Origin of the sequence: Paraburkholderia sp. BR10936, assembly GCF_040965735.1 — a bacterium.
GTDB lineage: Bacteria > Pseudomonadota > Gammaproteobacteria > Burkholderiales > Burkholderiaceae > Paraburkholderia > Paraburkholderia nodosa_A.
On record NZ_JBFRCM010000005.1, the window covers coordinates 26,585 to 50,357 of the forward strand.

Sequence of the window (23,773 nt, forward strand, 5' to 3'; positions counted from 1 at the left end):
GGGGGCGGCCGGTGCGCTGCGGCGAATTCGCTCATAATCGTCAGTTCCCTCGGCCTGCCAACGTGCGGATGAACCACCATGCATATCGACCGATTCGAAATTCGCGTTCCCGAAGAGGCACTCGACGACCTGCGCCGGCGTTTGCGCGCCACGCGCTGGGCCAACGCCACGCCCTCGCCGGCGTGGCAACAAGGGGCCGACACTGCGTGGCTGCGCGAGCTCGTCGCGTATTGGGCAGACGAATACGACTGGCGCGCCGCCGAACGCGCGCTGAACCGGCTGCCGCAATTTATGGCTGAAGTGGGGGGTGCGGGTGGCGCAGGTGCCCAGCGCGTGCACTTCGTGCATCGGCGCGGCGCGGGCCCGAAGCCCTACCCGCTCGTCATTACGCACGGCTGGCCGGGGTCGTTCGTCGAATTCCATGCGCTGCTCGACCGGCTCTGCGACCCCGCCGCATTCGGCGCGGACCCGGCCGAAGCGTTCGACGTCGTCGTCCCGTCGCTGCCGGGCTTTGCCTTTTCACCCGCGCCGGAAGCGCCCGGCACTTCCGCGTTCCAGATCGCAGACCTGTGGGCCGCGCTGATGCGCGGTCTCGGCTACGAGCGTTTCGGTGCGCAGGGCGGCGACCTCGGCGCGGGCGTGTCCATTGCGCTCGCCGCGCGGCACAGCCAGGCCGTCGAGGGCATCCATCTGAACTTCCTGCCCAGCTCCTACGAACCGGCAATCGACGCCGCGCAAGCCCCGCTCACCCCGGCGGAACAGGCCTATCTGCGCGAAAAGACCGACTGGGCAGCGCTGGAGGGCGGCTACGCGCATATGCACAGCACGAAGCCGCAGACGGCGGCAGCGGCGCTCAACGACTCTCCCGCGGGACTGGCCGCGTGGATCGGCGAGAAGTTTCGCGCATGGAGCGACTGCGACGGTGACATCGAGCGCCGGTTCTCGAAGGACACCTTGCTGACGGATCTTTCACTGTACTGGTTCACCGGCTGCATCGGCACATCCATGCAGATGTACTGGGAGAACCGTCTTCAGCCGTTTCGCTTCGCGGCCGGGCAACGCGTGGCGCCGCCCGTCGCCTTCGCGCGCTTTCCCAAGGAGATCAATCATCCGCCGCGGTCGTGGCTCGGGCGCGTGTTCGATGTCGCGCAATGGACCGACATGCCGCGCGGCGGCCATTTCGCCGCCATGGAAGAGCCCGATCTTCTCGCGGCCGACATTCGCCGCTTCTTTAAACGGTTTCGGGAATGAAGGTCACTGCGCGGCGTTGTCGCCGAACGGATGCGCGGGGGCATCCGTCGCGCGCCACGCGTAACGCCTGAGCAGCGCGGCGTAGCCTTCGATCACGAATCCGCCGCATTTGTGCCGATAGTCGTCGCGCCGCATGCGATAGGCGCGCGCCAGTTGAAACCACGGCAAGCGCGGCAGATCGTGGTGCACGAGATGGTAGTTGTTGTTCAGATACAGAAAGCGCATGACGAGCCCGGCCTCGTTGATGGCGATGCGCGCCTTCGGATGCGACACCGCACGATGCTCGTACAGCGAGCGGACCATCGCGAGCCCGAGCGCGGGCCAGGTGACGGCGGCGAGATACCACCACCACGGCACGCCCGCGTAACGCTGCACCCACGCGAGCAGCACCACGACGGCCGCGCAGTGCGCGAGCCACATCGGCACGTCTCGCCAGTCACCGCTTCGCAGCGCTTTCGCCGCGCCGGCGAGCATGGCGGCCACGCTCATCGGCGGCCCGATCACCACCCGGCCCACGAAACTCTTGCGTGCGTGCCACAGCACGCGATGCCAGCGCGGCAGGCGGGCCCACTGCTCGTGCTGCACGTAGTTCGTTTCGGGGTCGATGCCGGGCACGGTCAACGCTTCGTCGCGATGATGCGCCATATGGCTCTCGCGGTAGACCGCATAGGGAAACCAGACGGCGAGCGGCGGCCAGCCCAGCGCCATGTTCAGCCATGCGAACCGGGTGGGATGACCGTGCAGCAGTTCGTGCTGGAGCGACATGTGCCATGCGCACAGCACGATGAGGCATGGCGTGGCGGCCAGGATCGTGATCAGCCCCGAGCGCACGAAGGCCAGCACCGCAAACCAGCCGCCGTAGATCACGGCAATCAGTAGCCACGTGGGCCATTCCGTGCGGGCCGTGAACCCGGTGGCGAGCGCGGCGACTTCCCGCGCGTGGTCTGCGTCGAAATATTCGGCCATGTTCGCCAGTTCCCGCGATGAAGGATGGTGCCACTCCATACGGAGAGCAAAGCAACGCAGGTCCTCACCATACCGAACGCGCGGCGCCTCACCAACCAACGAATTGCCATTTGCTTATCTCACCGCGCTGCGCGACGCGCCACCTGCGTGCGGCGTAGAATGCGCCCATGACCCGCTGGATCGCCTCCCTGCCGATGTACAACGTGACGCCGCAACATGCGGCGGCGTGGCGCTCGCTGTTGAGCGACAGTCTGGGCATCGTGGCGCGCTCGTTCGACATAGGCGACGTCACGATCGAGAACGCGCCGGAGGGCGAACTCATGCCGCACTGGCGCCGCGAGGACTTGCTGCTCTCGCAGACCTGCGGGTTTCCGTACCGCGTGCTCGGACTCGCCAACGAAGTCCGCCTGATCGCGACCCCGATATTCGACGCACCCGGTTGCGAAGGCCCGCGCTATCGAAGCGTGCTTGCCGTTTCATCCCAGGCGTGGGAACGCGGCGCGAAAACGCTCGAAGCGTGCCGCGGCTTGCGCGCCGCATGCAACAGCGCGGATTCGCATAGCGGCATGAACGCGTTGCGCCACGCGGTCGCGCCGCTCGCCCGCGAGGGCCGCTTCTTCGCCTCGGTGCTCTGGACAGGCTCGCACGCGACCACGTTACGCGCGCTGGCGAGCGGCGCGGCCGACGTGGGCGCGATCGACTGCGTCACGTTCGCATTGCTGCACGATTCGCACCCCGAACGGTTCGACGGCGTGCAAACCATCGGCATGACAGCCTCAGCCCCAGGCCTTCCGCTGATCGCCTCACGTGCGCTCGGCGAGGATCAGACGCAGGCGCTGCGAGACGCGCTAGATGCCGCTCATGCAGCCGACGCCGAGCGCGCACGCACGTTGCGCCTGTGCGGATTCGCGCGACTCAGGGGAGAGACGTACGCCGAGATCGAAGCAATCGCGAATGCCGCCGCGCAGCAAGGCTATCCCGAGCTTCGTTGAATGGCCTCACGCGATGCGCGCGACAAATGCCGCGCAGCGGTCGTCCGGTTGAGTCAAACGGTCGTGCCGCAGACATAACCGGCTCTCCCCGACACTCGCCCCATAAGCCGAGCCGAACGAAGCCAACCCGGGGATGCGTGCCTCCAGCAACGCGCGGTCTTCGGCCCAGTGCGCACACTGCCCGCACAGTGGGCGCTTCCCGGATTGCGCCGCGCCATTCAAGTTCATTTTCCGAGCGCAAGCCAGTACGGCGCGAACAGGTGCACCGAAAGCAGATACCCGAGCACCACATTCACGGCCACACCGACCGTGAACGCGGCGAGCGGCCTGACGCCCGTTGACGAAAGCGCGGCGAAGCGTGTCGTGAGGCCGATGCTGAGAAAGCAGAACGTGAACGCCCACGTGCGCAACGCGACGATCGGCGCGACGAAGCCTGGCGTTACGGCGCTGCGGTATTCGGCCAGCGTGTAGTGCGAAGCGACCCACGTGACAAACGCCGAAGCAATCACGAACCCGACCACGAACTTGGGAAACCGCGTCCAGATTTCGCGGGCGCGCGTCGTGGTCTGCACTTCGTCACCGGCCTCGCGGTCCCAGCGCGTGGTCGCCACGATCGCCAGCACGAAGGCCCAGATGCCGATCCAGATGTCGCGGCCCACCACCTTCATCAACACGAATGCTTGCAGCGATGCATCGGGCGCACCCGCCACTGCGCCGCTCGCGTGTCGCGCAAAGTCCCCGTAGGCCTGGGCGGCAGCAATGCCCGCCGCGTCCGCGAACTCCGACGTGCCGATCCACGCCCCAGCCACACCGGTCGGCAGGCCGAACACACGCGAAAGCGCCGGCAGCGCGAACACCATCACGATCGCCCACACCACGACCAGCGTGATCGCAACCGAAGCCTGCTCGCGCCGCGCGCGCACCGCGCCCGCAATCGCGATCGCGGCCGAAACGCCGCACACCGCACCGCCCACGCCGAGCACTGCGGCGAAGCGTTGGTCGATCTTCAGCGCCCGCGCCGTGCCATAGATCACGAAAAACGTGACGAGCGAAACGATGGTAGCCTGCCCCACGGCAACCGGCCCCGCCCACACAATCAACGTAAGCGGCAGCGTCGCGCCGAGCAGGACGATCCCGACCTTGATGTAGAACTCCACTCGCAGCGCCGGCGCAAGCCAGGCGGGCACAGTGAAAATATTCGACACGATGAGCCCGAGCGCCAGTGCGATGAGCGGCGGCTCAAGGTTGTAGCGCGCGGCCTGCGCCCAGGCGCCCACAATGAAGATGGCCGCCGACACCACGAAGAGGACGAAGAATCCCCGAATGAATTGCGCGACCGGCAAGCCGAGCGCCGCAATGGCCACCGAGAACACGGCCGCAAACCCCACGAAAAGCGCGACATAGGCTCCCGCATGCGCGGCGAGGTTGCGAGCGAGCTCGTCGAAGTCGTTCCAGCGCCCGGGCGCCACGGCAAGGCTCTTGATACTGCCGCCCGAAGCAAACAGCCCATACGCGATCGCAATCACGAACAGCCCGATTGCAACCGCCCACCAGTCTTCCGTCCCGAACGGCCTGCGTTGCGCGGTGACGGTCTCACCCGCGCGCTTGCCACCCTCATCCGCAAGAGTCGTATGGCTCATAGTTAGTTTTCCCCTGTTCAAACCTCGATTGCGGCAATCGCCATGTCGCCGTTAAACAGGCGCTACACATCCCGAAGCACGCGCCTCGCACTCAGTATGGAATGCGCACGTTCGAAACGAAAATGACTTATTCCTCTTTGCTTATGCTGCAATTGCAGCTTCTTCGCGTTCATCCGCATAATCCTCGCTATCGATGTCGTAGCCCGAGGGCTCCCACCGGATCGCGAGCAGCACGAGCAGCGAAGCGAGCGGCGCGATGGCGATCACCCAGAAGACCTTCGTGCCGAGCGCCGCGGCGAGCACGGGAAACAGGAATAGCGACACCGTGGAAGCGGAGCGCACGAGCGTCTGATTGAAACCCACGCCAATGCCGCGCAGCGAGGTCGGATAACTGAGCGATGCATAGGTCATGCAATGCGAACCGGGGCCGAAGCCCTGCCCGAACAGATAGCCGCCTAGCAGCAGAATGGCGACCACAACGAAAAAGGCGCTGCCCGGATGGCCGATCAGCGCAAGACCGATGAGCGAGACGAACTGCAGCGTGTGACCAAGCACGGTCATTTTCCACGCGCCGACGGTGGGCGCGGTACGCACGCCGATCAACCCGCCAACGAAAGCGAACAACAGGTTCAGCGTGAGCGAAGCAACGATGGTCGTGAGCGGACCCTGCTGGAGAAAGCTCGCGATGATCACGGGCAGGCCGAAAATGATCGCGTTGTATCCGAAAGAAGACGCCGCGCCGATCGTTGCGGCAAGGATCGTGCGGCGGCGATACGTGGCGTTGAAAAGCACGCCGTAGTTGCGCCATGAAGCAGCACGCGGCGCTCGCGTGGGCGCTTCGCCGCGCTCGACCACGGCATCCACGCCATACGAGCGCTTGAGAATGCGCGCCGCGCCTTCCAGATCGCCCTGATTCGCGGCCCACACGGGCGACTCGCTGATATAGCGGCTACGCACGGCAATGATGACGAGCGCCGGCACCGCGCCGAACGCGAGCGTGATACGCCAGAGCCAGCCGAGCTGATGCTCGGGCAGGATCGCATAGAGGCCGAGAATGAGCAGATAGCAGGTGCTCGTGGCCGCGTACCACGCGGGGCACCACGCCGCCACGCTGGCCGCCTTGTTGCCCTTGCCCGCCACGCGCGAGAACTCGGCGAGAAACGCCATGGCGACCGGCAGATCGAGCCCCACCCCGAAGCCCATGAGAAAGCGTGCGCCGCCCAGCACCCAGGCGTTGGGCGCGAGCCCGGCCGCGATTGCGGCCACCACGAAGAACAGCATGTCGGCCATGAATACGCGGTAGCGCCCGATGCGGTCCGTGAGATAGCCGCCGAACAGGGCGCCGAGAATCGCGCCGAACGTAATGGCCGCCGAAACGAAGCCGACTTGCACTGGCGATAGCGAGAATTCGCGTGCGATATCCTTGATGCCATAGGCGAGCGAGGTGAGATCGTAGGCATCGAGAAACACACCGCCCAGTGCGATCGCGATCACGATACGCGCGTTGCTGCCCTGCGCTGCGCCGGCGTTGACGATACGGGAGACGTCCTGAGCGGAGCGGATCACGGCATGTTGCGGGGCTTGCGCTTGCCCGGCGGCTTCGACGAGTTCCGATGCGGGAACGGCGAGAGTGGACATGGAACGAGACTCGCGTGAGGAATGGAATCGCTGCATCCTAGCCACGTCGCTGCGTGCCGCAAAACGACGAATATAGCTAAGCAATCCTCCCAAAATTGGTTGTCCGCTTGCCGCGCGCTCTCTAGCATCGCCCTATCCACAACTCTTCGAATAATGGATTCTATGAAGAAAAGAACCTTGCTGGGCGCGATGCTGGCTTCGCTCGCGCTGGGCGTAAGTATTGGGGGCGCGACGCTCGCGCACGCGGCAGACCAGACGTTGCGCGTTGGCATCATGTCGGGTGAAGACGAGGACGTGTGGCGCGTGGTGGCCGCCAACGCCGCGAAGCGCGGCCTCACGATCAAGGTGACCACGTTCTCCGAATACACGCAGCCCAACGAAGCGCTTTCCAGCCACGACCTCGACGCCAATTCGTTCCAGCACAAGCCGTATCTGGACGCGCAGATCAAGGCGCGCGGCTACAAGATCGTGCCGGTCGGCTTTACCTACGTGCAGCCTATCGGGCTGTATTCGCGCAAGGTGAAGTCAGTGGCAGACCTGCCGCAGGGCGCGACCATTGGCGTGCCGAACGATCCGAGCAACGAAGGCCGCTCGCTGCTGCTGCTCCAGGCACAGGGACTCATTACGTTGCGCGAGGACGTCGGCCTGCTGCCGACCGCACGCGACATCGCGAAGAACCCGAAGAATATCCATATCAAGGAACTTGATTCGGGTATCGTCGGGCGCGCGATTGGCGATCTGGATGCGGCCGTTGTCAATACGGACTGGGCCGTCAAATCCGGCATCAAGATTCCGCAGGAGCGGATTGCTCAGGAGAAGGTGACTGGCAATCCTTATCGCAACTTCATTGCCGTGAATGAGAAGGACGCTAACGCGGGTTGGGTGCGTGCGCTTGTGGAGAGCTATCAGCAGCCTAATGTGGCGTCGGAGATTATTGCTGTGTATCACGGGGCTACGTTGCCTGCCTGGCAGGGGGCGCCGCAGCAGTAAGGGAGTGGGTGGGGTTTGCCGCGGGGCGCCGTGATGCTTTATATTCGCGGCTCCCCGGCGCTTTGGCCTCTCCCATTAAATCCCATTCAAACCACTTCACCCGCCCAACGATACCCCGCCCCAGCATGCCGCTGCGGCAAGGTAGCCTCCCCCCCAAACAACTTCTCCCGCAACGTCCCCGGCGCATACGCCGTCTTATACCGCCCACGCGCCTGCAACTCCGGCACGACGAGATCCACGAAATCCTCGTAGCTCTCGGGCACGACAGTGCGGCTCAGGTTGAACCCATCCACATCCGCCTCGTCAATCCACGCCTGCAGTTCATCCGCCACCTGCGAAGCGCTGCCGACAATCGCCGGATAGCGCCCACCCAGCTCGAACATCTCCAGCAGCTTGCGCCGCGTCCAGCCGTGTTGCTTCGCCGTCCGCGTGGCGGATTCGATCGCATTGCCCGGCGCATAATCCACGGGCGCGTCCAGATCGTATTGCGAATAATCGACACCCGTGCTCGACGCGAAATGCGCCAACCCCGCTTCACGGCTCGCATATTGCCGGTAGTCGGCATACTTCTCGCGCGCTTCGCGCTCAGTGGAGCCCGGCACCACCGCCACGCCGACGAAGACCTTCACATCGTCGGGCCGGCGCCCCGCTTGCACCAATTGTTCGCGCAACGCGCGCACTGTCTCGCGCGCGGCGGCGCGGCTTGGCGGCGAAATGAACACGCATTCCGCGTGACGCGCCGCAAAGCGCTGCCCGCGCCCCGAACTGCCCGCCTGGAACAGCACCGGCGTGCGCTGCGGTGAAGGTTCCGCCAGGTGATAACCGTCCACGCGGTAGTAACGTCCCGCATGCTCCACGCGATGCAGCTTCGCGGGATCGGCGAAAACACGCGCGGCCTTGTCGCGCCGCACGGCGTCCGCTTCCCAGCTGCCCTCCCAGAGTTTGTAGAGGACTTCCAGGTATTCGTCCGCCCGGTCGTAGCGCTCGTCGTGCGGCAGTTGCTGCTCGAGTCCCATGGCGCGCGCCGCGCTGTCCAGATAGCCCGTCACGATGTTCCAACCGATGCGGCCCTGCGTGAGGTGATCGAGCGTCGAAAAGCGCCGCGCCAGCAAATAAGGCTGCTCGTATGTGAGGTTCACCGTCACGCCAAAGCCGAGATGCTCGGTCACAGCGGCCATGGCCGGCACGACGAGCGTGGGGTCGTTCACCGGCAACTGGATCGACTCGCGCAGCGTCACGTCCACGTTGCGCTGATAGACATCGTAGACGCCCACGATATCGGCGAGAAAAAGCCCGTCGAAGAGCCCGCGCTCCAGCGTACGCGCGAGATTCGTCCAGTACGCGAGCGTGCGGTAGTCGGTCGAGCGGTCGCGCGGGTGCGTCCACAGCCCGTGATTGATGTGTCCCACGCAATTCATGTTGAACGCGTTGAGCAAAATGGGTTTGTTCGTTTTCGCCATCGTAAGGCTCGCTCCTGCGGCATCGAAGGTCCAAACGCCCATTGGAACAGCCTGCGTCCCGATCCCCTACCAGTTAATTCGCAATTGCATATCAGCTTTGCGGATGTGGGCGCGGCCTACGCTTTCACGGCGTCTGCGCTTCTATCTGCGCTTCGGCCTGCGGTTCCCGCTTGAGCGCGAAAAGCGAAGCGGCAACGATCAGCATGCCGCCGATCCACGCGGCCAAAGTAAGCCGCTCGCCAAGCCACACGCATGCAAAGAGCGCGCCGAACACCGGCTCGCTGCCCATGAGCAACGCCACGCGCGTGGGGCTGCTGCGGCTCACGGCGTAGTTCTGCACGAAGAAGGCGAACAGCGTGCAGCCCGCCACGAGATAGATCACGCTGCCCCAGAATACGCCGTGCCCCTGCCAGGGCGGCAACGGCCGCCACTGTTCGGGCGCAACAGTCAACGCGAGCGCGGCGCAGCCGATCGAAACGACGGCGGACTGGACCGCCGTCACCGTGAGCGGCGGCACGGCACCCGACTTCATCACGCGCTTGACCGCGCAGGTCGTCAATGCGCGCAGCAGCGCGGCCAGCACGACCAGCAGATCGCCGGGGCTCGCCGCCACATGGCCGCCCGTCAGGAGCAGCGCGCCAAACAGCGACACGCCAGCCGCCGCCCATTCCACCGGCCGCGGCGCGCGCTTGAGCCACGCCCACTCCACGAGCGGCGTGAGGACTACGCACAGGCTGATGAGAAACGCGGCGTTCGAGGCGTTCGTGAGCGACACGCCAAACGTCTCGGCCAGAAAGATGCCGAGCAGCAGGAGTCCTGCGCCGATCACGCCGATCTGCTCGCGCCACGTCACATGACGCAGACCGCGTAACGCGGGCGACAGCAGCACGAAGGTGGTGCCAAAGCGCAGCGCGAGCAGACCCAGCACCGGATAGACGAGCAGCGCACCTTTCACCACGCCATAGCTCGTGCCCCAGATAAGCGCGACAGCAACAAGCAATAGATCGACGGTGCGGGACGAACGGGTCAGGGCATTCATGGGGAACGAGCGTGCAGATTGGCCGGGAACGGGCACATTGTCCGGCAATGACTTCCCGGCGATAATCCACTTCGACGGAACATCATTTATGCTCTGGATGCACAGATGGCTCAACCCTGACTGCCATGAATCCCGCTGACCTCCTGCCCCTGCTCCCCGATCTGGCCACCTTCGCCCGCGTGGTCGACGCCGGTAATTTCTCGGTCGCGGCCCGCCAGCTCGGCAGCACGCCTTCCACGGTGAGCCGCCAGATGCAGCGGCTCGAACGCGCGCTCGGCACGCGCCTGCTGGAGCGCTCCACGCGTAGCCTGCGGCTCACGGAATCCGGCGCCGAAGTCTACCGTCACTGTACGGACATGGTCGGAGCCGCCGCCAGCGCGGCGCAAGCCGCCAGCCGCCTCACCGACCGCCCGCATGGCCGCGTCAGCATCAGCGCGCCGATTTCGTTTGCGCAAAGCGTCATTCATCCGCTGATTTCCGGCTTCCTGCGCGCGTATGAGGAGGTCGCGGTGCAGCTCATCTTTACCGACCGCGACGTCGATCCGGTACGAGACAGCGTCGACATCGTGATTCGCCCGACGCCCACACCGCCGCCGGGGCTCGCGGCGCGCGGGCTCGGCACGCTGCAGTGGATGCCGTGCGCGTCCATCGGCTATCTGCGCGCGCACGGCACGCCGAAGCACCCGAAGGACCTCGCCCGCCACGACTGCCTCTATCTCGGCGAAACGCCCGACGACAACCGCTGGACCTTCCGGCGCGGCACACAGACGCATACCGTCGAGGTGAAGGGCCGCTATATCGCCAACGACGTGGGCGCGCGGCGCGATGCGGCACTCGCGGACTGGGGCATTGCGAGCCTGCCCGAATTCGCCGCGGCGGATGCTCTGCGCGACGGTCTGCTCGTTCGTGTGCTACCTGAGTGGTCGCTGGAGCCGCGCGCTTACAGCGGACCGGTGTGGATGCTCTATCCGCCCAACCGGTTTTTACCGCCGAAGGTGCGCGTGTTGATCGACTGGCTCGCGCAGCACATGCCCGGTTGACCGGCGGCCCGCGCGCCGCCGCCCGTGAGACGATCGGGCATGAACTTGAGCAGCGCCGACATTCACCCGCGTGTGCGGACCTCCTAGACTGGGTCATGGAAACGAATGCATGAACCCCTCGAGGAAACACGATGCAAACATTGCGAACGGATGTCGCCATCATCGGCGCCGGCACGGCCGGACTCTCCGCTTACCGCGCCGCGAAGGCGGAAGGTGCAAGCGCGATCATCATTGAAGGCGGCGCTTACGGCACGACGTGCGCGCGCGTGGGCTGTATGCCCTCGAAGCTGCTGATTGCGGCGGCCGAGGCGGCGCACGCGGTAACGATGGCGCCGCGTTTCGGCGTGAATCCGCTCGGTATGGAGATCGACGGCCGGGCTGTGATGGAGCGCGTGCGCACCGAGCGGGACCGGTTCGTTGGGTTCGTCGTTGACAGCACGCTCGCCCTGCCCGAAGCGGACCGCCTGGTCGGGCACGCCCGCTTCATCGACGACGGTCTGCTCCAGGTTGGCGAGCATATACAGGTGCGCGCAAAGAGCGTCGTGATCGCCACGGGCTCGACGCCCACGGTCCCCGAGTCGCTCGCCGGACTAGGCGAGCGGCTGATCGTCAACGACGACGTGTTCGCGTGGGAGGACTTGCCGCGCAGCGTGGCGGTGGTCGGTGCGGGCGTAATCGGTCTGGAACTCGGCCAGGCGCTTGCGCGGCTCGGCGTGCGCGTGACGTTGTACGGCGGCTCGCACGGCAGCGTGGGACCGCTCACGGACCCGCGTCTGATCAGCGAAGCACACCGCGTGTTCGGCGCAGAAATGCAGTTCGAGACGCAGGGACGTGTGGCATCGGCTACGCGCAGCGACGCGGGCGTGACGCTGCGCTATGCCCGTGCGGATAGCACGCAGTCCGAAGCAACGTTTGATTACGTCCTGGCAGCAACGGGCCGGAACCCCAACGTGGCGAAGCTGGGCCTCGCAAACACCTCGCTCGAACTCGACGCGCACGGCGTGCCGCGTTTCGACGCGGCTACGCTGCAAGTCGGCACCGCGCCGGTGTTTTTGGCTGGCGACGCGAACGACGTGCTGCCGCTGCTGCACGAAGCCGCCGACGAGGGCCGCGCCGCGGGCCGCAATGCGGCTCGCTTTCCCGAAGTCGAACCCGTTGCGCGCCGCGCACCGCTAGCAGTCGTGTTTTCCGATCCGCAGATCGCCATGGTTGGCAAGTCACATCGGGAACTGGTGGAAGGCCGCTTCGTGACGGGCGCCGTGAGCTTCGAAGATCAGGGGCGCAGCCGCGTGATGCTCAAGAACCACGGCTTGGGCCACGTGTACGTGGACCGTGCGACGCGGCGCTTCGTGGGTGCGGAATGGCTCGGGCCGGCGGCGGAACATATCGGGCACCTGCTCGCGTGGAGCGTGCAGATGGGATTGAGCGTGGACGACATGCTGGCGATGCCGTTCTATCACCCGGTGGTCGAAGAAGGCTTGCGCACGGCTTTGCGAGACGCTGCCTCGCAGCTGAATCACAAGGGCTGAGTGAATCTCGCGTGGCTAACCATTTCAATTCGCAACGGCACACACACTAACAATGAAAGCACTCGTCCTCAGCCAGTACGATGGTCCGCTCGAACTGACCACGCTCGATCGCCCGGAACCGCAAACGGGCCAGGTGCTCGTGCGCGTTCATGCTGCGGGCCTCAATCCGCTCGACGTCAAGATTCGTGCGGGCAAGGCCGATCATGCGAAGCATCCGCTGCCGCTCGTGCCCGGCATCGACATGGCAGGCGTGGTGGAAGCGGTCGGCGCGGGCGTCACGCGTTTCGCGCCCGGCGACGAGGTGTACGGCATGACGGGCGGCGTGGGCGGCATCCAAGGTTCGCTGGCCGAGTACGCTGCCGTCGACGCGGACCTCCTCGCGCGCAAGCCCGCGAATCTTTCGATGCGCGAAGCCGCCGCGTTGCCGCTTGCGTTCATCACGGCGTGGTCGGGCATCGTCGATCGCGCACACCTGGCGGCGGGTCAGAGCGTGCTCGTTCAGGGCGGCGCGGGTGGCGTCGGCCACGTGGCCGTGCAGATTGCGCGCGTGCTTGATGCGACTGTCTTCGCGACGGGGAGCACGCGCAATGCCGATGTGATTTCGCAACTGGGTGCGACGCCTATCGATTACGGCGCGCTGAGCGTCGAGCAGTACGTTCAAGCTCATACGGCAGGTGCCGGGTTTGATCTCGTGGTGGACACGGTGGGTGGCAAGACGCTCGATGCTTCGTTTGCCGCGGTCAAGCATTTTGGGCACGTGGTGAGCGCGCTTGGGTGGGGCACGCATGCGCTCGCGCCGCTGTCGTTTCGTGAGGCGACTTATTCGGGGGTGTTTACGCTTTATCCCCTTTTGAGTGGGGAGAACCGTGGGCATCACGGTGAGATGCTTGGTGAGGCTACGCGGCTTGTCGAGGCGGGGCAGCTTAAGCCGCGGGTGGATTCGCGGCGCTTCTCGCTGAACGACACCGAGCGGGCTTATGAGGCTGTCGCCGACGGGAGTGCGGCTAGCAAGGTTGTGGTTGAGATTGGTTGAGGGTAGGTTGTGCTGCGTCGCGGTGCTATACATCCGGCGACCTTGCGTCGTAACCCTTGTCTGCATCCAGCGTGATTTCTGCGTCCGGACCCTCTGCCGCTTGCCGAGCGTCGTGGATCATGATCTTGGCCGCTTCACGCCCGGCATGACCGTCGGCGCGTGTCACGCGTGCGTTGACCGTCGCGCATTGAATCCTTCGACTGCTTCGACGCATAGAACTAAGCGGTTGCTGAGTGGCCTTATTTAACGGCTTTTGCTGAAAGGCAACAGCTTTGCTCAAAGCGAGAAACGCGGAGCCGCTCGATAGCTGCCTTGGCGACGCCATGGAAATCGTTCAGAATGTCGACGACCGAATGAGAGATTACATCTACGTGGACCGCTCGGAATACATCCCGCCGGCATTTGCCGAGAGATTAAGCGAACGCATGGTCGCAATATAGCCCACCGATCGAGCAAATCGAAGAATTGCCGGACAATTTCATGGGATTGGTCGACGTACTGGCGTTCGCCGGTGCTGCCCGCCCCGTATCTCGAACGGCAAATCGCTACCGCAAGGAAATGACTTCATAACTCGGTAGCGCGTGCCCCGGATAAAGCTTCCAGTCCTTACGTATCTCACGAACGTGAGACTGGACCGGTGGTGTACGGTCGCCCCACATGCTGCATCCCCTCCGCCGGATAATGTCTGGGAAAACAGAAAATGCTTGCTCCTTTGCTTGCTGCATTCTACGAAACGGTTCGACAGGGCAGCGTCACGGCTGCCGCGCGACGGTTGGGGATAAGTCAGCCTACCGTCACAGCGCGCATCCAGCAGCTCGAGCAACGGTACAGCGTGCAACTCTTTCATCGGCGCGGCAGCCGCCTTGACGTGACGAAGACCGGCGCGGCGCTCATGCCGTTCATTGACCGGATGACGCAGGCGGAGAGCGACATCGACTTCGTACTGCGCAACGAGTGCGAGTTGTTCGCGGGCAGCTTCCGGCTCGGGACCACCGGCCCCTACTACGTCCTGCCGACCATCGCCGCATTTCGTCGCCGCTATCCTCACGTCCAGATCGGCATCGAGATCGGCAATTCGCAAGCCGTGCTCGACGCGCTCGCGGAGCATCGCGTCGATATCGCGGTCTCATCCCATTACGTGGACGACGCGAGCCTCGAGTTGCATCGCATCGCGAGTGATCGGCTCGTACTCGTGGTCGAACCTCGCCATCCGCTTGCGGGGCAGCGCAACGTCGACTTGAACGTGCTCGCGGCCGAAACGCTGCTGCTGCGCGAACAGGGCTCGTGCACGCGCGCCGCAACGGAGGCCGCGCTTGGGCAGCGCCGCGTGGAGCCTCGCGCGCTCATCGAGATCGGCAGCCGCGAAGCGATCTGTGAAGCGATCCGCCTCGGCCTCGGCTGCGCCCTGATGCCCGCGGGCGAGGTGCCCCTTGGCTCAGCGCTCGTTTCCGTGTCCATCGAGCCGGAATGCCCTGCCGTATACGAATATCTTTACCACCTGCGCAGCCGTTCGGGCGCGCGTCTCATCACCACATTCATGGCGACGTTGGCCGAGACGATCGGCCTCCCCATAAAAAAAACCGATACGTGTATCGGGGATCTTTCGCAGAACGCAATATAGGCGTCTTGCCTGCTGCCTAATATCGCCCTCAATCGCTGGATACACCGGCGAATCTTTGCAGGGGGATAACCATGACAAGACAGGCATTCGTATACGCCGCATGTGGTCTCGCACTCGTCAGCGCGCTCAGCGGTTGCGGTGGTGGCACGCAATCGGCGGCAAACCGGACCTTCTCAGGCGACGCGGCGATCGGATCATCGGGCACAGCCAGCGGCACGCTCAACAAGATGCTCGTGATCGAGCTCGACGGCGTAACCTATAGCGCCCTCACTGCAGGCATCGCGGGCGGCACTCTGCCGAACCTCGCGAAGCTGAACATTGCGCCTGCCTATAGTGGCGGCGTGAACAGCACGCTCAGCCAGCAACCGAATCTCGATATGCCCGGCTGGGCCACGATCGTGACCGGCTCCTGGGCCGACCGCCATCAGATCGAATCCGACGCGCCAAAACAGGCGCTGCACGCGCCTACCGTATTCTCAATATTGAAGTCCGCGGGTGCGGGCAAGTTGGGTGCAGCTGTCGATTCGCCCGGTTTCGCCTCGATCCTGACGCCCGACCAGAACGCCGGCTACATCGACACCGTGGTCAACTGCGCCTCAGTCGACAGCTGCGTGACGACTCAAGGCAAGAGCATGATCGACAACGGCTACTCGCTCGTCGTCGCCCAGTATCACTCCGCCGAAGACGCCGCTCTCAACTGGGGCCTCAACTCGTCGAATTATTCAGCCACGCTCGCGCAACTCGACAGTGCCGTCGGCACGCTCGTCGGCGACGTGTCGCAACGCAGCGGGGAGAATTGGCTCGTGCTCGTGACAACCAGCCACGGCCTCAATGCCGCGGGTGGCACCGACGCCCTACCCCTCGCGCCGGAGTCGACGAGCTTCATCGGCATCAACCAGCAACCCAACGGGCGCCTCACCAATCCGGCCGCCCCCACCTCGCTCGCGGACCTATATACCCGCGCCAGCATTGCAGATATCACGCCCACGCTGCTCGCCTATTGGGGTGCGCTGCCGAGCGCGGTGACGTATGCACTCGATGGCGGCGAACTGGTCGGCCAGCAGCCGGTGTCGCAGCTCATCGGTGTCACCGGCAGCGACAATGCGAGTACGGTGCTCAGCTGGACCCCGCCTTCGAGCGGCGCGATCTCGGTGCTACGCAACGGCCAGCAGATCGCCACGCTCCCTGCAGGCACGACGACGTACACAGACAGCCAGCTCGGCGTCAGCACGACCGGCGCCTATACGTTCAACTACGTGGTGGCCGCGGGCAATACGCCGCTCGCGTCGCTGATCCAGATCGAGTATGTGGCACCCCCTCCGCCCCCGCCCCCGCCGCCCGCTCTCGCGACGACGCTGACCAACGGCCTCTCGACATACTATGCATTCGGCGCGCTGCCAGCCGCCGACAAGATGGCGGCCAGCACGCTCGGCCCCTGGGCGGCGGATGCGAACGGCGGCTCGCTTACGCCAGATCCGTTTGGCGGCCAGGGTCTCAAGGTGGATACGAACATTGTCGACACGAATGGGTACGACGGCTACAAGCTCGTGCAGAACAACGACGTGACGAAACAGCCGCAGTTCACCATGGGCTTCTGGGTCATGACGTCTTGCCAGAATCTCACGGGCAACGGCACGCCAATCTTCTCGAACAAAAACTACTACTCGGGGGGCAACCCCGGTATCGCGATCGCGCTGTTCCCGGGTTCTGGCACGAGTTGTAACGTGCGCTTCAATATCGGCGACGGGACTACGCGCAACGACATGAACGCTGCGACCATCACCGCGAACAAGTGGGCCTACGTAGCATTCGCAATCGACACGGTCGGCAAGACCATGACGGGCTACGTGTTTGATCCCGTGCTCGGCGAAGAGAAGTACACGGCCTCGGTCACGGTGACCGCGTCGAAGCTGCCGGGCCTCGGCGCTTTCGGCCTCAACGAGGACGGCACAGGCCAGTACTACATGAACGCGTGCAAGGACACCCCGCCCTACACGCCTGGCAAGTGCGCGGCTACGCCCCCGGATGTGCAGTCGTTCAGCGACCTCGCGCTCTGGAACCGCACCGTCACTGAGGCTGAACTGAAGACGGTCTTCGCTTCGGGCAAGCCGCTCTCCACCCTTCTCCCGTAAGAGACTCCTCGATGAATGCGAATAGCTTTCCCGCAATGCACGGCGCACAGCACCTGCACCGCAGCGCCTTAGGTGCGCTGCTCACCGGGCTGCTGTGCACGCTGCTCGCGGCCTGCGGCCCCGGTTCGAACGGCGGGTCTTCCGCGCGAGCGGTTGCGGCCGCGGGTGCGGGTGGCGCAAGCGCGCCGGTCGCGATCGTGGCGGCGCCCGCCTCGGGCAGCTACGCGGCCCTTGGCGTGGCCGCCTCGCAGCCGCTGCTCAACACGCAGTTGAACTGCGCGCCTTGAACGTCACGCGAACCGCGCGCAAGGCGTGCCCAGCGCAGGCCCGACGCACGGTTCGCGCTCCACGCAAAGCGCCTGTGCGTGCCCCTCGGTTCGGCCCTCGTAGCGCGCGGCTGCGCGCGAAAACAACGTAGAAGAAAACCCACCACATCATGACTTCATTGGATCGCCGTCAATTCCTTCGCGCCGCGGCGGCCGGCGCGACGTTCAGCGTGTTCCCGCCCGCCATCCGGCGCGCGCTCGCCATTCCCGCGAATAACACGACCGGCACGATCAACGACGTGCAGCACGTCGTGATCTTCATGCAAGAGAACCGCTCTTTCGATCATTATTTCGGCACGCTACCTGGCGTGCGCGGCTTCGCCGACCGCTTCACGATCCCACAGCCGGGCGGCTCTACTGTCTGGCAGCAGAACGACGGCAGCCGCACCGTGCTACCGTTCTATCTGGACAGCACCAAAGGCAATGCGCTGCTTGCGGGTGGCGCGCATTCGTGGACCGACACGCACAGCGCCTGGGATAACGGCCGCATGACGCAATGGCCGAAATCGAAGGGCGACGTATCGATGGGCTATCTGCAGTCCGCCGACCTCCCCTTTCACTTCGCCCTCGCGAACGCCTTCACGATCTGCGACGCGTACCATTGCTCGCTGCACGGCGGCACCAACTCGAACCGCATCTTCATGTGGACCGGCACGAACGGCCCCACCGGCTCTAACTATGCGGTCGTCAACAACAATGGATGGGACGGCCTCGGCCCGTCGGCGACGGGCCTGACATGGACCACCTACGCGGAGCGTCTGCAAGCCGCGGGGGTGAGCTGGAAGGTCTACGAGAACCAGCCCGATAACTACGGTGACAACCCGCTCGCTGGCTTCGCAGTGTTTCGCAAGGTCAACGAAACCATTTCCGGTTCGCCGAACGCACCCTATACACCGGCAATGGAGGCGCTTTCGCCGCTCTATAAGGGCATCGGCAACACGATGCCCGATGGCGGATTCCTGCAGGCCCTCGCCAACGACATCGCTGCGGGACAAATGCCGCAGGTGAGTTGGATCGTTTCGCCGGGGGCGTATAGCGAGCACCCTGGATCGTCAACCCCAGGCCAGGGCGCTTACTACCTCCAGTTACTGCTCGACACGCTCACGGCAAATCCCGATGTCTGGAGCAAGACCGTGCTCTTCGTGAACTACGACGAGAACGACTGCTTCTTCGACCATATGCCTGCGCCCAACCCGCCTTCCCCGAATGGCAACGGCACTTATGCCGGCAAGTCGACGGTCACGACGCAATACGAATATTTCACCCTTCCCAATCCGCCGGGCGACTCTTCACCGCTCGCACCGGACGGCCAGCCATACGGACCCGGCCCGCGGGTGCCGATGTTCGTCGTGTCGCCGTGGAGCACGGGCGGCTTCGTCAACTCTCAGGTCTTCGACCATACCTCGGTGCTGCGCTTCCTCGAACAGCGATTCGGCGTGCGCGAAACGAACATCAGCCCGTGGCGTCGCGCAGTATTCGGCGACCTGACCTCCTGCTTCAACTTCAGTAATCCAAACGATACGGCCGTCGCGCCGCTCCCCGCACCGACCAAATCCGCCGCCGATGCCCAGAGTGCGCAGCAAAGCGCGCTCGGCGCGGTGCCGGTGCCTTCGGTCGCGAGCCAGACGATGCCAAAGCAGTCGCTAATGGCGCGTCCGTCGCGTGCGCTGCCGTATCAGTTGCACACCAGCGCCAATGTCGACACGAAGAACGGCAACGTGTGGCTCATCTTCAGCAACACTGGCAGCGCGGGCGCTGTCTTTCACGTCTACGACAAGCTGCATCTCGACAAACCACCTCACCGCTACACGGTGGAAGCCGGCAAGGAGCTTTCGGATGTCTGGACGACAGCCGCTGCGGATGCGGGCGCCTATGATCTTTGGGTGCTCGGCCCGAACGGCCTGCACCGCCAGTTCACCGGCAACGTTACCAAAGCGAAAAGCGGGCCCAATCCTGAGGTTCGCGTATGCTATGACACGGGCAACAACGCCGTTTATCTGACCATCATGAACACAGGCAGCGTCGCCACCAATACGACTGTCACATCGAACGCGTACCGGAGCGATGGTCCGTGGACGTACGCGGTTCCGCCAGGCATGCAGGTCGAGCCGTACTGGTCGGTGACGTCATCGAATGGCTGGTATGACTTTACGCTCGCCGCCGAGAACGGCGTAACCCGCCGATTTGCAGGGCGGGTCGAAACGGGGGCGGACAGTGTCAGCGATCCCGCAATGGGGAGCTAAATGTGCCGCGCGGTTCGTGCAGAGGCGGGCCGCTGCGCATAGCGCGGCCGTTCGAGCGAGCCCGGCACCCACGACATACGATGGATTCGCTATTCTTCTGTGCTGTATCTGGCGCGTCAAAACGGCGTGTCGCCTTCGATAGTGGTGCGATAGAGCTTACGGCGCAGATGATCGGGCGTGCCCGCCGCGAGGTGCATGAGCGAGCGGTTGTCCCAGAACACGAGATCGTGCTCGCGCCATTCGTGCCGGTAGCAATGCTCCGCACGCACGCTGTGCGCGAACAGCGCGTCGAGTAGCGCGCGGCTTTCGTCTTCGGGTAGATCGACGATGCGCGTCGTGAAGTGCTCGCTCACGAACAGCGCCTTGCGGCCCGTTTCCGGGTGCGTACGCACGACGGGATGGACAACGGGCTTGACCTGCGCGATCTGTTCCGCTGTCAGGTTCGGCCGCCACGGGCTGCGCACCTGGAGTTCCGCATAGCGCGCGAGATAGGTATGCTCGGCGCGCCGCCCCTCGACGGCGCTGCGCAAATGCGCAGGCAGCGTGTCCCATGCGAGATGCATGTTGGCGAACAGCGTGTCGCCGCCCTCTGCCGGCAGCTCCTGTGCATGCAGCAGCGAGCCGAGGCTCGGCTTCTCCTTGTACGAAAGATCGGAATGCCAGAAGTGTCCCGCGTCGCCAAGGCCGATGGGCTTGCCGTTCTCCACGATGTTCGAGACGATCAGCACCTCCGGGTGGCCCGCCAGCGCGAACTGATGCAGCACGTGGATCTGCAACGGCCCGAAGCGGCGGCTGAATTCGACCTGCTGCTCCGGCGTGATGCGTTGGTCGCGAAGCACCAACACATGGTGATCGAGGTGCGCGCGATGAATGCGCGCGAAATCTTCGCGCGACAGCGGCTCTGCGAGATCGAGGCCGACCACTTCCGCGCCGAGCGGGGCACTCAAGGGAAGAATGTCGAAGCACTGGGACGCGTTCGACGCCGCAGAAGCGGTAAATGTCGCGGTGGTAGTCACGCAGCATGCCTTTCAGGTAAGCAACAGCTTCAATCTACGTGATCCGGCCACCGGCTGACAACGAAGCAAATCCGATACGTTAATCCGTTCGAGTCATAAAGGCGCTGTTAAGACATACGGCTGCACAAGTCGCAGACCGGCGCTCAGGGCCAGAATACTTATGTCCAAATCTGGCCAGAATCCGCTACGCGCTCGAAGTCACCTTGCCGATGTCGCTGATGCCGGTCGTGGGGCAGCTTCCGCCGCGCGTCAGGCGTCTGTTCGATCTGGACGCGCGCCCCGATCGGATCGATCCGCAAGAAGACGACTGCCTGACCGGTCTCTTCTTCGTGGGCAAAAAGCACCTTCCGCAGATGTCGCTCACGCGCATTGGAACCGCAGCGCCGGCGCTCGCACTTTACGCACAGCGGCAAATCACGCAGTTCTCTGCCGGCGAAAGACAGGACTTCGGACTTCCGATCGCATTGCCTGGAATGAAACTAAAACGGACCGCTACGTAGCCGCGCCGGAAGCGGTCCGCTCTCACACTTACTGACCGCCCCCGTACATATCGAGCAGCATCAGCGTCACGCCGTTGGTCCAGCCAAAGCCGTCCTGCAACGGGTATTCGCCGCCCCCGCCGCCGCCTTCACCTGCGCCCTCGACGATATATTTCTCGACGAGCTTTTGCTGCGTGTTATAGACGTTCTCGACGTCGGCAAGAAAACGCGTACCGACTGGCTGCGCGAGATCGCTGCGCCCGTATTGCTTGAGGCCCTGGATGGCGATCCAGTGCAGCGGCGCCCAGCCGTTCGGCGCATCCCATTGCTGGCCGGTGTTGTAGGTCGACGTGGCGAGGCCGCCCTGCTGGAGCAGCACGTTCTGCATCGTCTGCGCCGTCTTCTTCGCGCGCTCGGGCCACGCCACGCCCGCCATCAGCGGATACATCATCGCCGGTGTCTGGTTGTCGCGCGATTTGCCGAGTTGCCAGTCGTAGTCGCCGTAGTAGCCCTTGTTGTTCCAGAGGTAACGGTTGATGCCCTCGGCGCGGCGCGCGGCGTAGCCGGCGAACTGCCCCACACAGCCGAAATCGCGCGCGACTGTGCAGGCGCGCACGATCGTCGTTTCCAGATGGAAGAGGAGGCTGTTCAGGTCGACCGGAATGATCGACGTGGTGCGCACCGTCCAGAGGTTCTGGTTGTCGCCGAACCAGCGAGAGCTGAAGTCCCAGCCGCTTTCGGCGGTGGCGCGCAGGTCGCGGTAGACCGCGTTGGCGGGGCGGCCCGTGGCCTGCTGCGCGGTCTGGACGTCTTCGATATACGACTCGTCGCGCGGCGTGTCGAGTTCGTCCCAGTAACGGTTGAGCACCATGCCGTCGCGCAGCACGACCACATTGCGCGTGGCTTGCCCACGCGGCGTGCTGCTCGCACCCTGCATCCAGTACGCGTACTCCTTACGCAGCGCGGGCAGGTACTTCTGGTACACGCTGTTGCCTTCCTTTTGCGCCGCGAGTTCCACCATGTACGAATAGAACGGCGGTTGCGAGCGGCTCAGATAATAGGTGCGATTGCCGTTCGGGATATGGCCGAAGGTGTTGATCATGTACGCGAAGTTGTCGAGCATGTCGTCGACGAGATCTTCATGGCCCGACTCCTGAAGCCCGAGCATCGTGAAGTACGTGTCCCAATAATAGCCCTCCCGGAAGCGCCCGCCCGGCACGACATAGGGCTTCGGCAGCGGCACGAGCGAGCTGTTGTCGGGCGCCGACGTGGTCGTGCGCGTGAGCCCGGTCCAGAGCCAGTCGATATGCTGGCGCAGGGTCTGCCCCGCAGGCGGCGTGATGCTCTGGTCCGGCGGCGGCGTGAAGTATTGATTTACGAAATTCTGCAACGAGAAGCCGGGTTGGTTCTTCTGCGTTTCGTAGAGCTGAACGATGGTTGCGGGGTCCGTGTTCGGCGTCGAATCGACGAAGGTCTTCTGGTCGGAGAAGATCTGAGCGGTCTGCACCGCCACGAACAGATCGCCGTACAGAATATCGGGCGCAGGCGGCAGCGGCGCGCCTACCTGGGTGTCGGCAAAACAGTTTGCACAGGCGAGCAAAAGCGTCGCGATACTGGCCGCGCTGATCGCAGTGCGGGAACGCTGCGGCGACTTTCGGGGCGGGAGTGACTGTAAGCTGGCTTGAATGCGATGCGCATCGTTTGGCGATGCGGCGTGGATGCGAGACTGCAGCTTCGTGCTCATGTTGCCTCCTTGGTGTTGGGGCACTTCGCTGGTCTCTTCGCACCGGCCCATTCACGCCGTTTGTTTGCGGCGTGCGGGTCCGGCTGGATGCGCAATGGCATCGCCGGGTCCCGGGCAACGAGAGCATCGCATGACTTCGCACACCGAATCAACTGCGGCGTGATAGTGAGTGAAAGTGCGGAAATTTATGCCGCCGATCTGGCGGAAAGGACACGGCGCATCGGTAACAGTGGCCGTGCTGCGGCGACACATGTGGTAGAAGTGCGGGCGCCTGGCACGACAGCAATATCGCGGGCGCCCACCTGTTTAAACATCGCCCAGATCGTCGATGCGATCCGGACGCACGTCGCCGTCGGGTTCCAGCGATTCGTCGCCGTCTGCTGCGGCGCGTTCGCCCGTGCCCGCCCTATCGGTGTCGCTCTGCGCTTCGTCTTCGCCCGCTTCGAGCGCATGGTTGTCGAGTTCCGTGTCGCGGTCGAATTCGTGGCGCTTCGCGCCCTGGGTGTCGCTGCCGGAATCGGATGAATCGCCCGGGCCCAGCGAGCCCGTGTCGTGCCCCGGCGGCATGGAGTCGGGAAGATCGTTGTCGGGGTCCAGCGTGCTGTTCATGGCAGGCTCCTTGTATTGTCGATGC

At 64.4% G+C, this 23,773-nt stretch carries 19 protein-coding genes and 1 pseudogene; 11 read left to right on the plus strand and 9 right to left on the minus strand.

Annotated features, from left to right (window positions below):
• The first annotated feature begins 78 nt into the window (after positions 1 to 78).
• On the plus strand, positions 79 to 1,251 hold the full coding sequence (locus tag AB4Y36_RS12335; protein ID WP_368683091.1) for an epoxide hydrolase family protein: 1,173 nt from the start codon (positions 79 to 81) through the stop codon (positions 1,249 to 1,251).
• A 3-nt stretch (positions 1,252 to 1,254) separates the two neighbouring features.
• Here the strand turns inward: AB4Y36_RS12335 and AB4Y36_RS12340 are convergent, their stop codons facing one another.
• Positions 1,255 to 2,256: a fatty acid desaturase gene (locus AB4Y36_RS12340; RefSeq protein WP_368683092.1), complete on the minus strand. Its 1,002-nt coding sequence runs from the start codon at positions 2,254 to 2,256 to the stop codon at positions 1,255 to 1,257.
• A gap of 128 nt (positions 2,257 to 2,384) precedes the next feature.
• Here AB4Y36_RS12340 and AB4Y36_RS12345 point away from each other — a divergent pair, with 128 nt between their 5' ends.
• Entirely contained in the window at positions 2,385 to 3,209 is an 825-nt protein-coding gene (locus AB4Y36_RS12345) for a phosphate/phosphite/phosphonate ABC transporter substrate-binding protein (RefSeq protein ID WP_368683093.1), read from the plus strand.
• 224 nt (positions 3,210 to 3,433) lie between these two features.
• Here AB4Y36_RS12345 and AB4Y36_RS12350 read toward each other — a convergent pair whose 3' ends face one another.
• Positions 3,434 to 4,849 (minus strand): YeiH family protein, encoded by a 1,416-nt coding sequence (locus AB4Y36_RS12350; RefSeq protein ID WP_368683094.1) that lies wholly within the window; start codon positions 4,847 to 4,849, stop codon positions 3,434 to 3,436.
• A 141-nt stretch (positions 4,850 to 4,990) separates the two neighbouring features.
• Positions 4,991 to 6,487, minus strand: coding sequence for an MFS transporter (locus tag AB4Y36_RS12355; protein ID WP_368683095.1), 1,497 nt, complete (start codon positions 6,485 to 6,487; stop codon positions 4,991 to 4,993).
• Between the two features lie 189 nt (positions 6,488 to 6,676).
• Here AB4Y36_RS12355 and AB4Y36_RS12360 point away from each other — a divergent pair, with 189 nt between their 5' ends.
• A complete protein-coding gene (locus AB4Y36_RS12360; RefSeq protein ID WP_254318700.1) occupies positions 6,677 to 7,477 on the plus strand; it encodes a MetQ/NlpA family lipoprotein in 801 nt (266 codons plus the stop codon).
• A gap of 86 nt (positions 7,478 to 7,563) precedes the next feature.
• On the opposite strand, the gene AB4Y36_RS12365 is transcribed toward AB4Y36_RS12360, so the two are convergent.
• The gene (locus AB4Y36_RS12365) at positions 7,564 to 8,937 is read right to left on the minus strand and encodes an LLM class flavin-dependent oxidoreductase (protein ID WP_368618233.1); all 1,374 of its coding nucleotides are present in this window, start codon (positions 8,935 to 8,937) and stop codon (positions 7,564 to 7,566) included.
• Positions 8,938 to 9,061: 124 nt separating this feature from the next.
• A complete protein-coding gene (locus AB4Y36_RS12370; protein ID WP_342948682.1) occupies positions 9,062 to 9,976 on the minus strand; it encodes an EamA family transporter in 915 nt (304 codons plus the stop codon).
• A gap of 125 nt (positions 9,977 to 10,101) precedes the next feature.
• Here AB4Y36_RS12370 and AB4Y36_RS12375 point away from each other — a divergent pair, with 125 nt between their 5' ends.
• The 3 genes from AB4Y36_RS12375 (at position 10,102) to AB4Y36_RS12385 (ending at position 13,578) form a co-directional block, all read left to right on the plus strand.
• Positions 10,102 to 11,016: a LysR family transcriptional regulator gene (locus AB4Y36_RS12375; RefSeq protein WP_368683096.1), complete on the plus strand. Its 915-nt coding sequence runs from the start codon at positions 10,102 to 10,104 to the stop codon at positions 11,014 to 11,016.
• A gap of 131 nt (positions 11,017 to 11,147) precedes the next feature.
• Positions 11,148 to 12,545 (plus strand): dihydrolipoyl dehydrogenase, encoded by a 1,398-nt coding sequence (locus AB4Y36_RS12380; RefSeq protein ID WP_368683097.1) that lies wholly within the window; start codon positions 11,148 to 11,150, stop codon positions 12,543 to 12,545.
• 52 nt (positions 12,546 to 12,597) lie between these two features.
• Entirely contained in the window at positions 12,598 to 13,578 is a 981-nt protein-coding gene (locus tag AB4Y36_RS12385; RefSeq protein WP_368683098.1) for a zinc-dependent alcohol dehydrogenase family protein, read from the plus strand.
• A 46-nt stretch (positions 13,579 to 13,624) separates the two neighbouring features.
• On the opposite strand, the pseudogene AB4Y36_RS12390 reads toward AB4Y36_RS12385, so the two are convergent.
• A pseudogene (locus tag AB4Y36_RS12390) lies at positions 13,625 to 13,753 on the minus strand (IS5/IS1182 family transposase); the annotation flags it as partial.
• 525 nt (positions 13,754 to 14,278) lie between these two features.
• Here AB4Y36_RS12390 and AB4Y36_RS12395 point away from each other — a divergent pair.
• The 4 genes from AB4Y36_RS12395 to AB4Y36_RS12410 all read left to right on the plus strand — a co-directional run bounded on the left by AB4Y36_RS12395 (position 14,279) and on the right by AB4Y36_RS12410 (position 19,900).
• Positions 14,279 to 15,199, plus strand: coding sequence for a LysR substrate-binding domain-containing protein (locus tag AB4Y36_RS12395; protein ID WP_368683099.1), 921 nt, complete (start codon positions 14,279 to 14,281; stop codon positions 15,197 to 15,199).
• 71 nt (positions 15,200 to 15,270) lie between these two features.
• Positions 15,271 to 17,331, plus strand: coding sequence for a LamG-like jellyroll fold domain-containing protein (locus AB4Y36_RS12400; RefSeq protein ID WP_368683100.1), 2,061 nt, complete (start codon positions 15,271 to 15,273; stop codon positions 17,329 to 17,331).
• An 11-nt stretch (positions 17,332 to 17,342) separates the two neighbouring features.
• Positions 17,343 to 17,618 carry a hypothetical protein gene (locus AB4Y36_RS12405; RefSeq protein WP_342948677.1) on the plus strand — a complete coding sequence of 92 codons (276 nt, stop codon included), beginning with the start codon at positions 17,343 to 17,345 and terminating at the stop codon, positions 17,616 to 17,618.
• Between the two features lie 149 nt (positions 17,619 to 17,767).
• Positions 17,768 to 19,900: a phosphocholine-specific phospholipase C gene (locus AB4Y36_RS12410; RefSeq protein WP_368683101.1), complete on the plus strand. Its 2,133-nt coding sequence runs from the start codon at positions 17,768 to 17,770 to the stop codon at positions 19,898 to 19,900.
• Between the two features lie 116 nt (positions 19,901 to 20,016).
• On the opposite strand, the gene AB4Y36_RS12415 is transcribed toward AB4Y36_RS12410, so the two are convergent.
• The gene (locus tag AB4Y36_RS12415) at positions 20,017 to 20,856 is read right to left on the minus strand and encodes a TauD/TfdA dioxygenase family protein (RefSeq protein WP_368683339.1); all 840 of its coding nucleotides are present in this window, start codon (positions 20,854 to 20,856) and stop codon (positions 20,017 to 20,019) included.
• Between the two features lie 263 nt (positions 20,857 to 21,119).
• On the opposite strand from AB4Y36_RS12415, the gene AB4Y36_RS12420 reads away from it, so the two are divergent.
• Positions 21,120 to 21,416 (plus strand): hypothetical protein, encoded by a 297-nt coding sequence (locus AB4Y36_RS12420; RefSeq protein WP_368683102.1) that lies wholly within the window; start codon positions 21,120 to 21,122, stop codon positions 21,414 to 21,416.
• Between the two features lie 28 nt (positions 21,417 to 21,444).
• Here AB4Y36_RS12420 and treA read toward each other — a convergent pair whose 3' ends face one another.
• Positions 21,445 to 23,139 (minus strand): alpha,alpha-trehalase TreA, encoded by a 1,695-nt coding sequence (gene treA / locus AB4Y36_RS12425; protein WP_368683103.1) that lies wholly within the window; start codon positions 23,137 to 23,139, stop codon positions 21,445 to 21,447.
• Between the two features lie 306 nt (positions 23,140 to 23,445).
• Complete coding sequence (locus tag AB4Y36_RS12430) at positions 23,446 to 23,748, minus strand: chemotaxis protein (RefSeq protein WP_368683104.1); 303 nt, start codon at positions 23,746 to 23,748, stop codon at positions 23,446 to 23,448.
• Between the last annotated feature and the right edge of the window lie 25 nt (positions 23,749 to 23,773).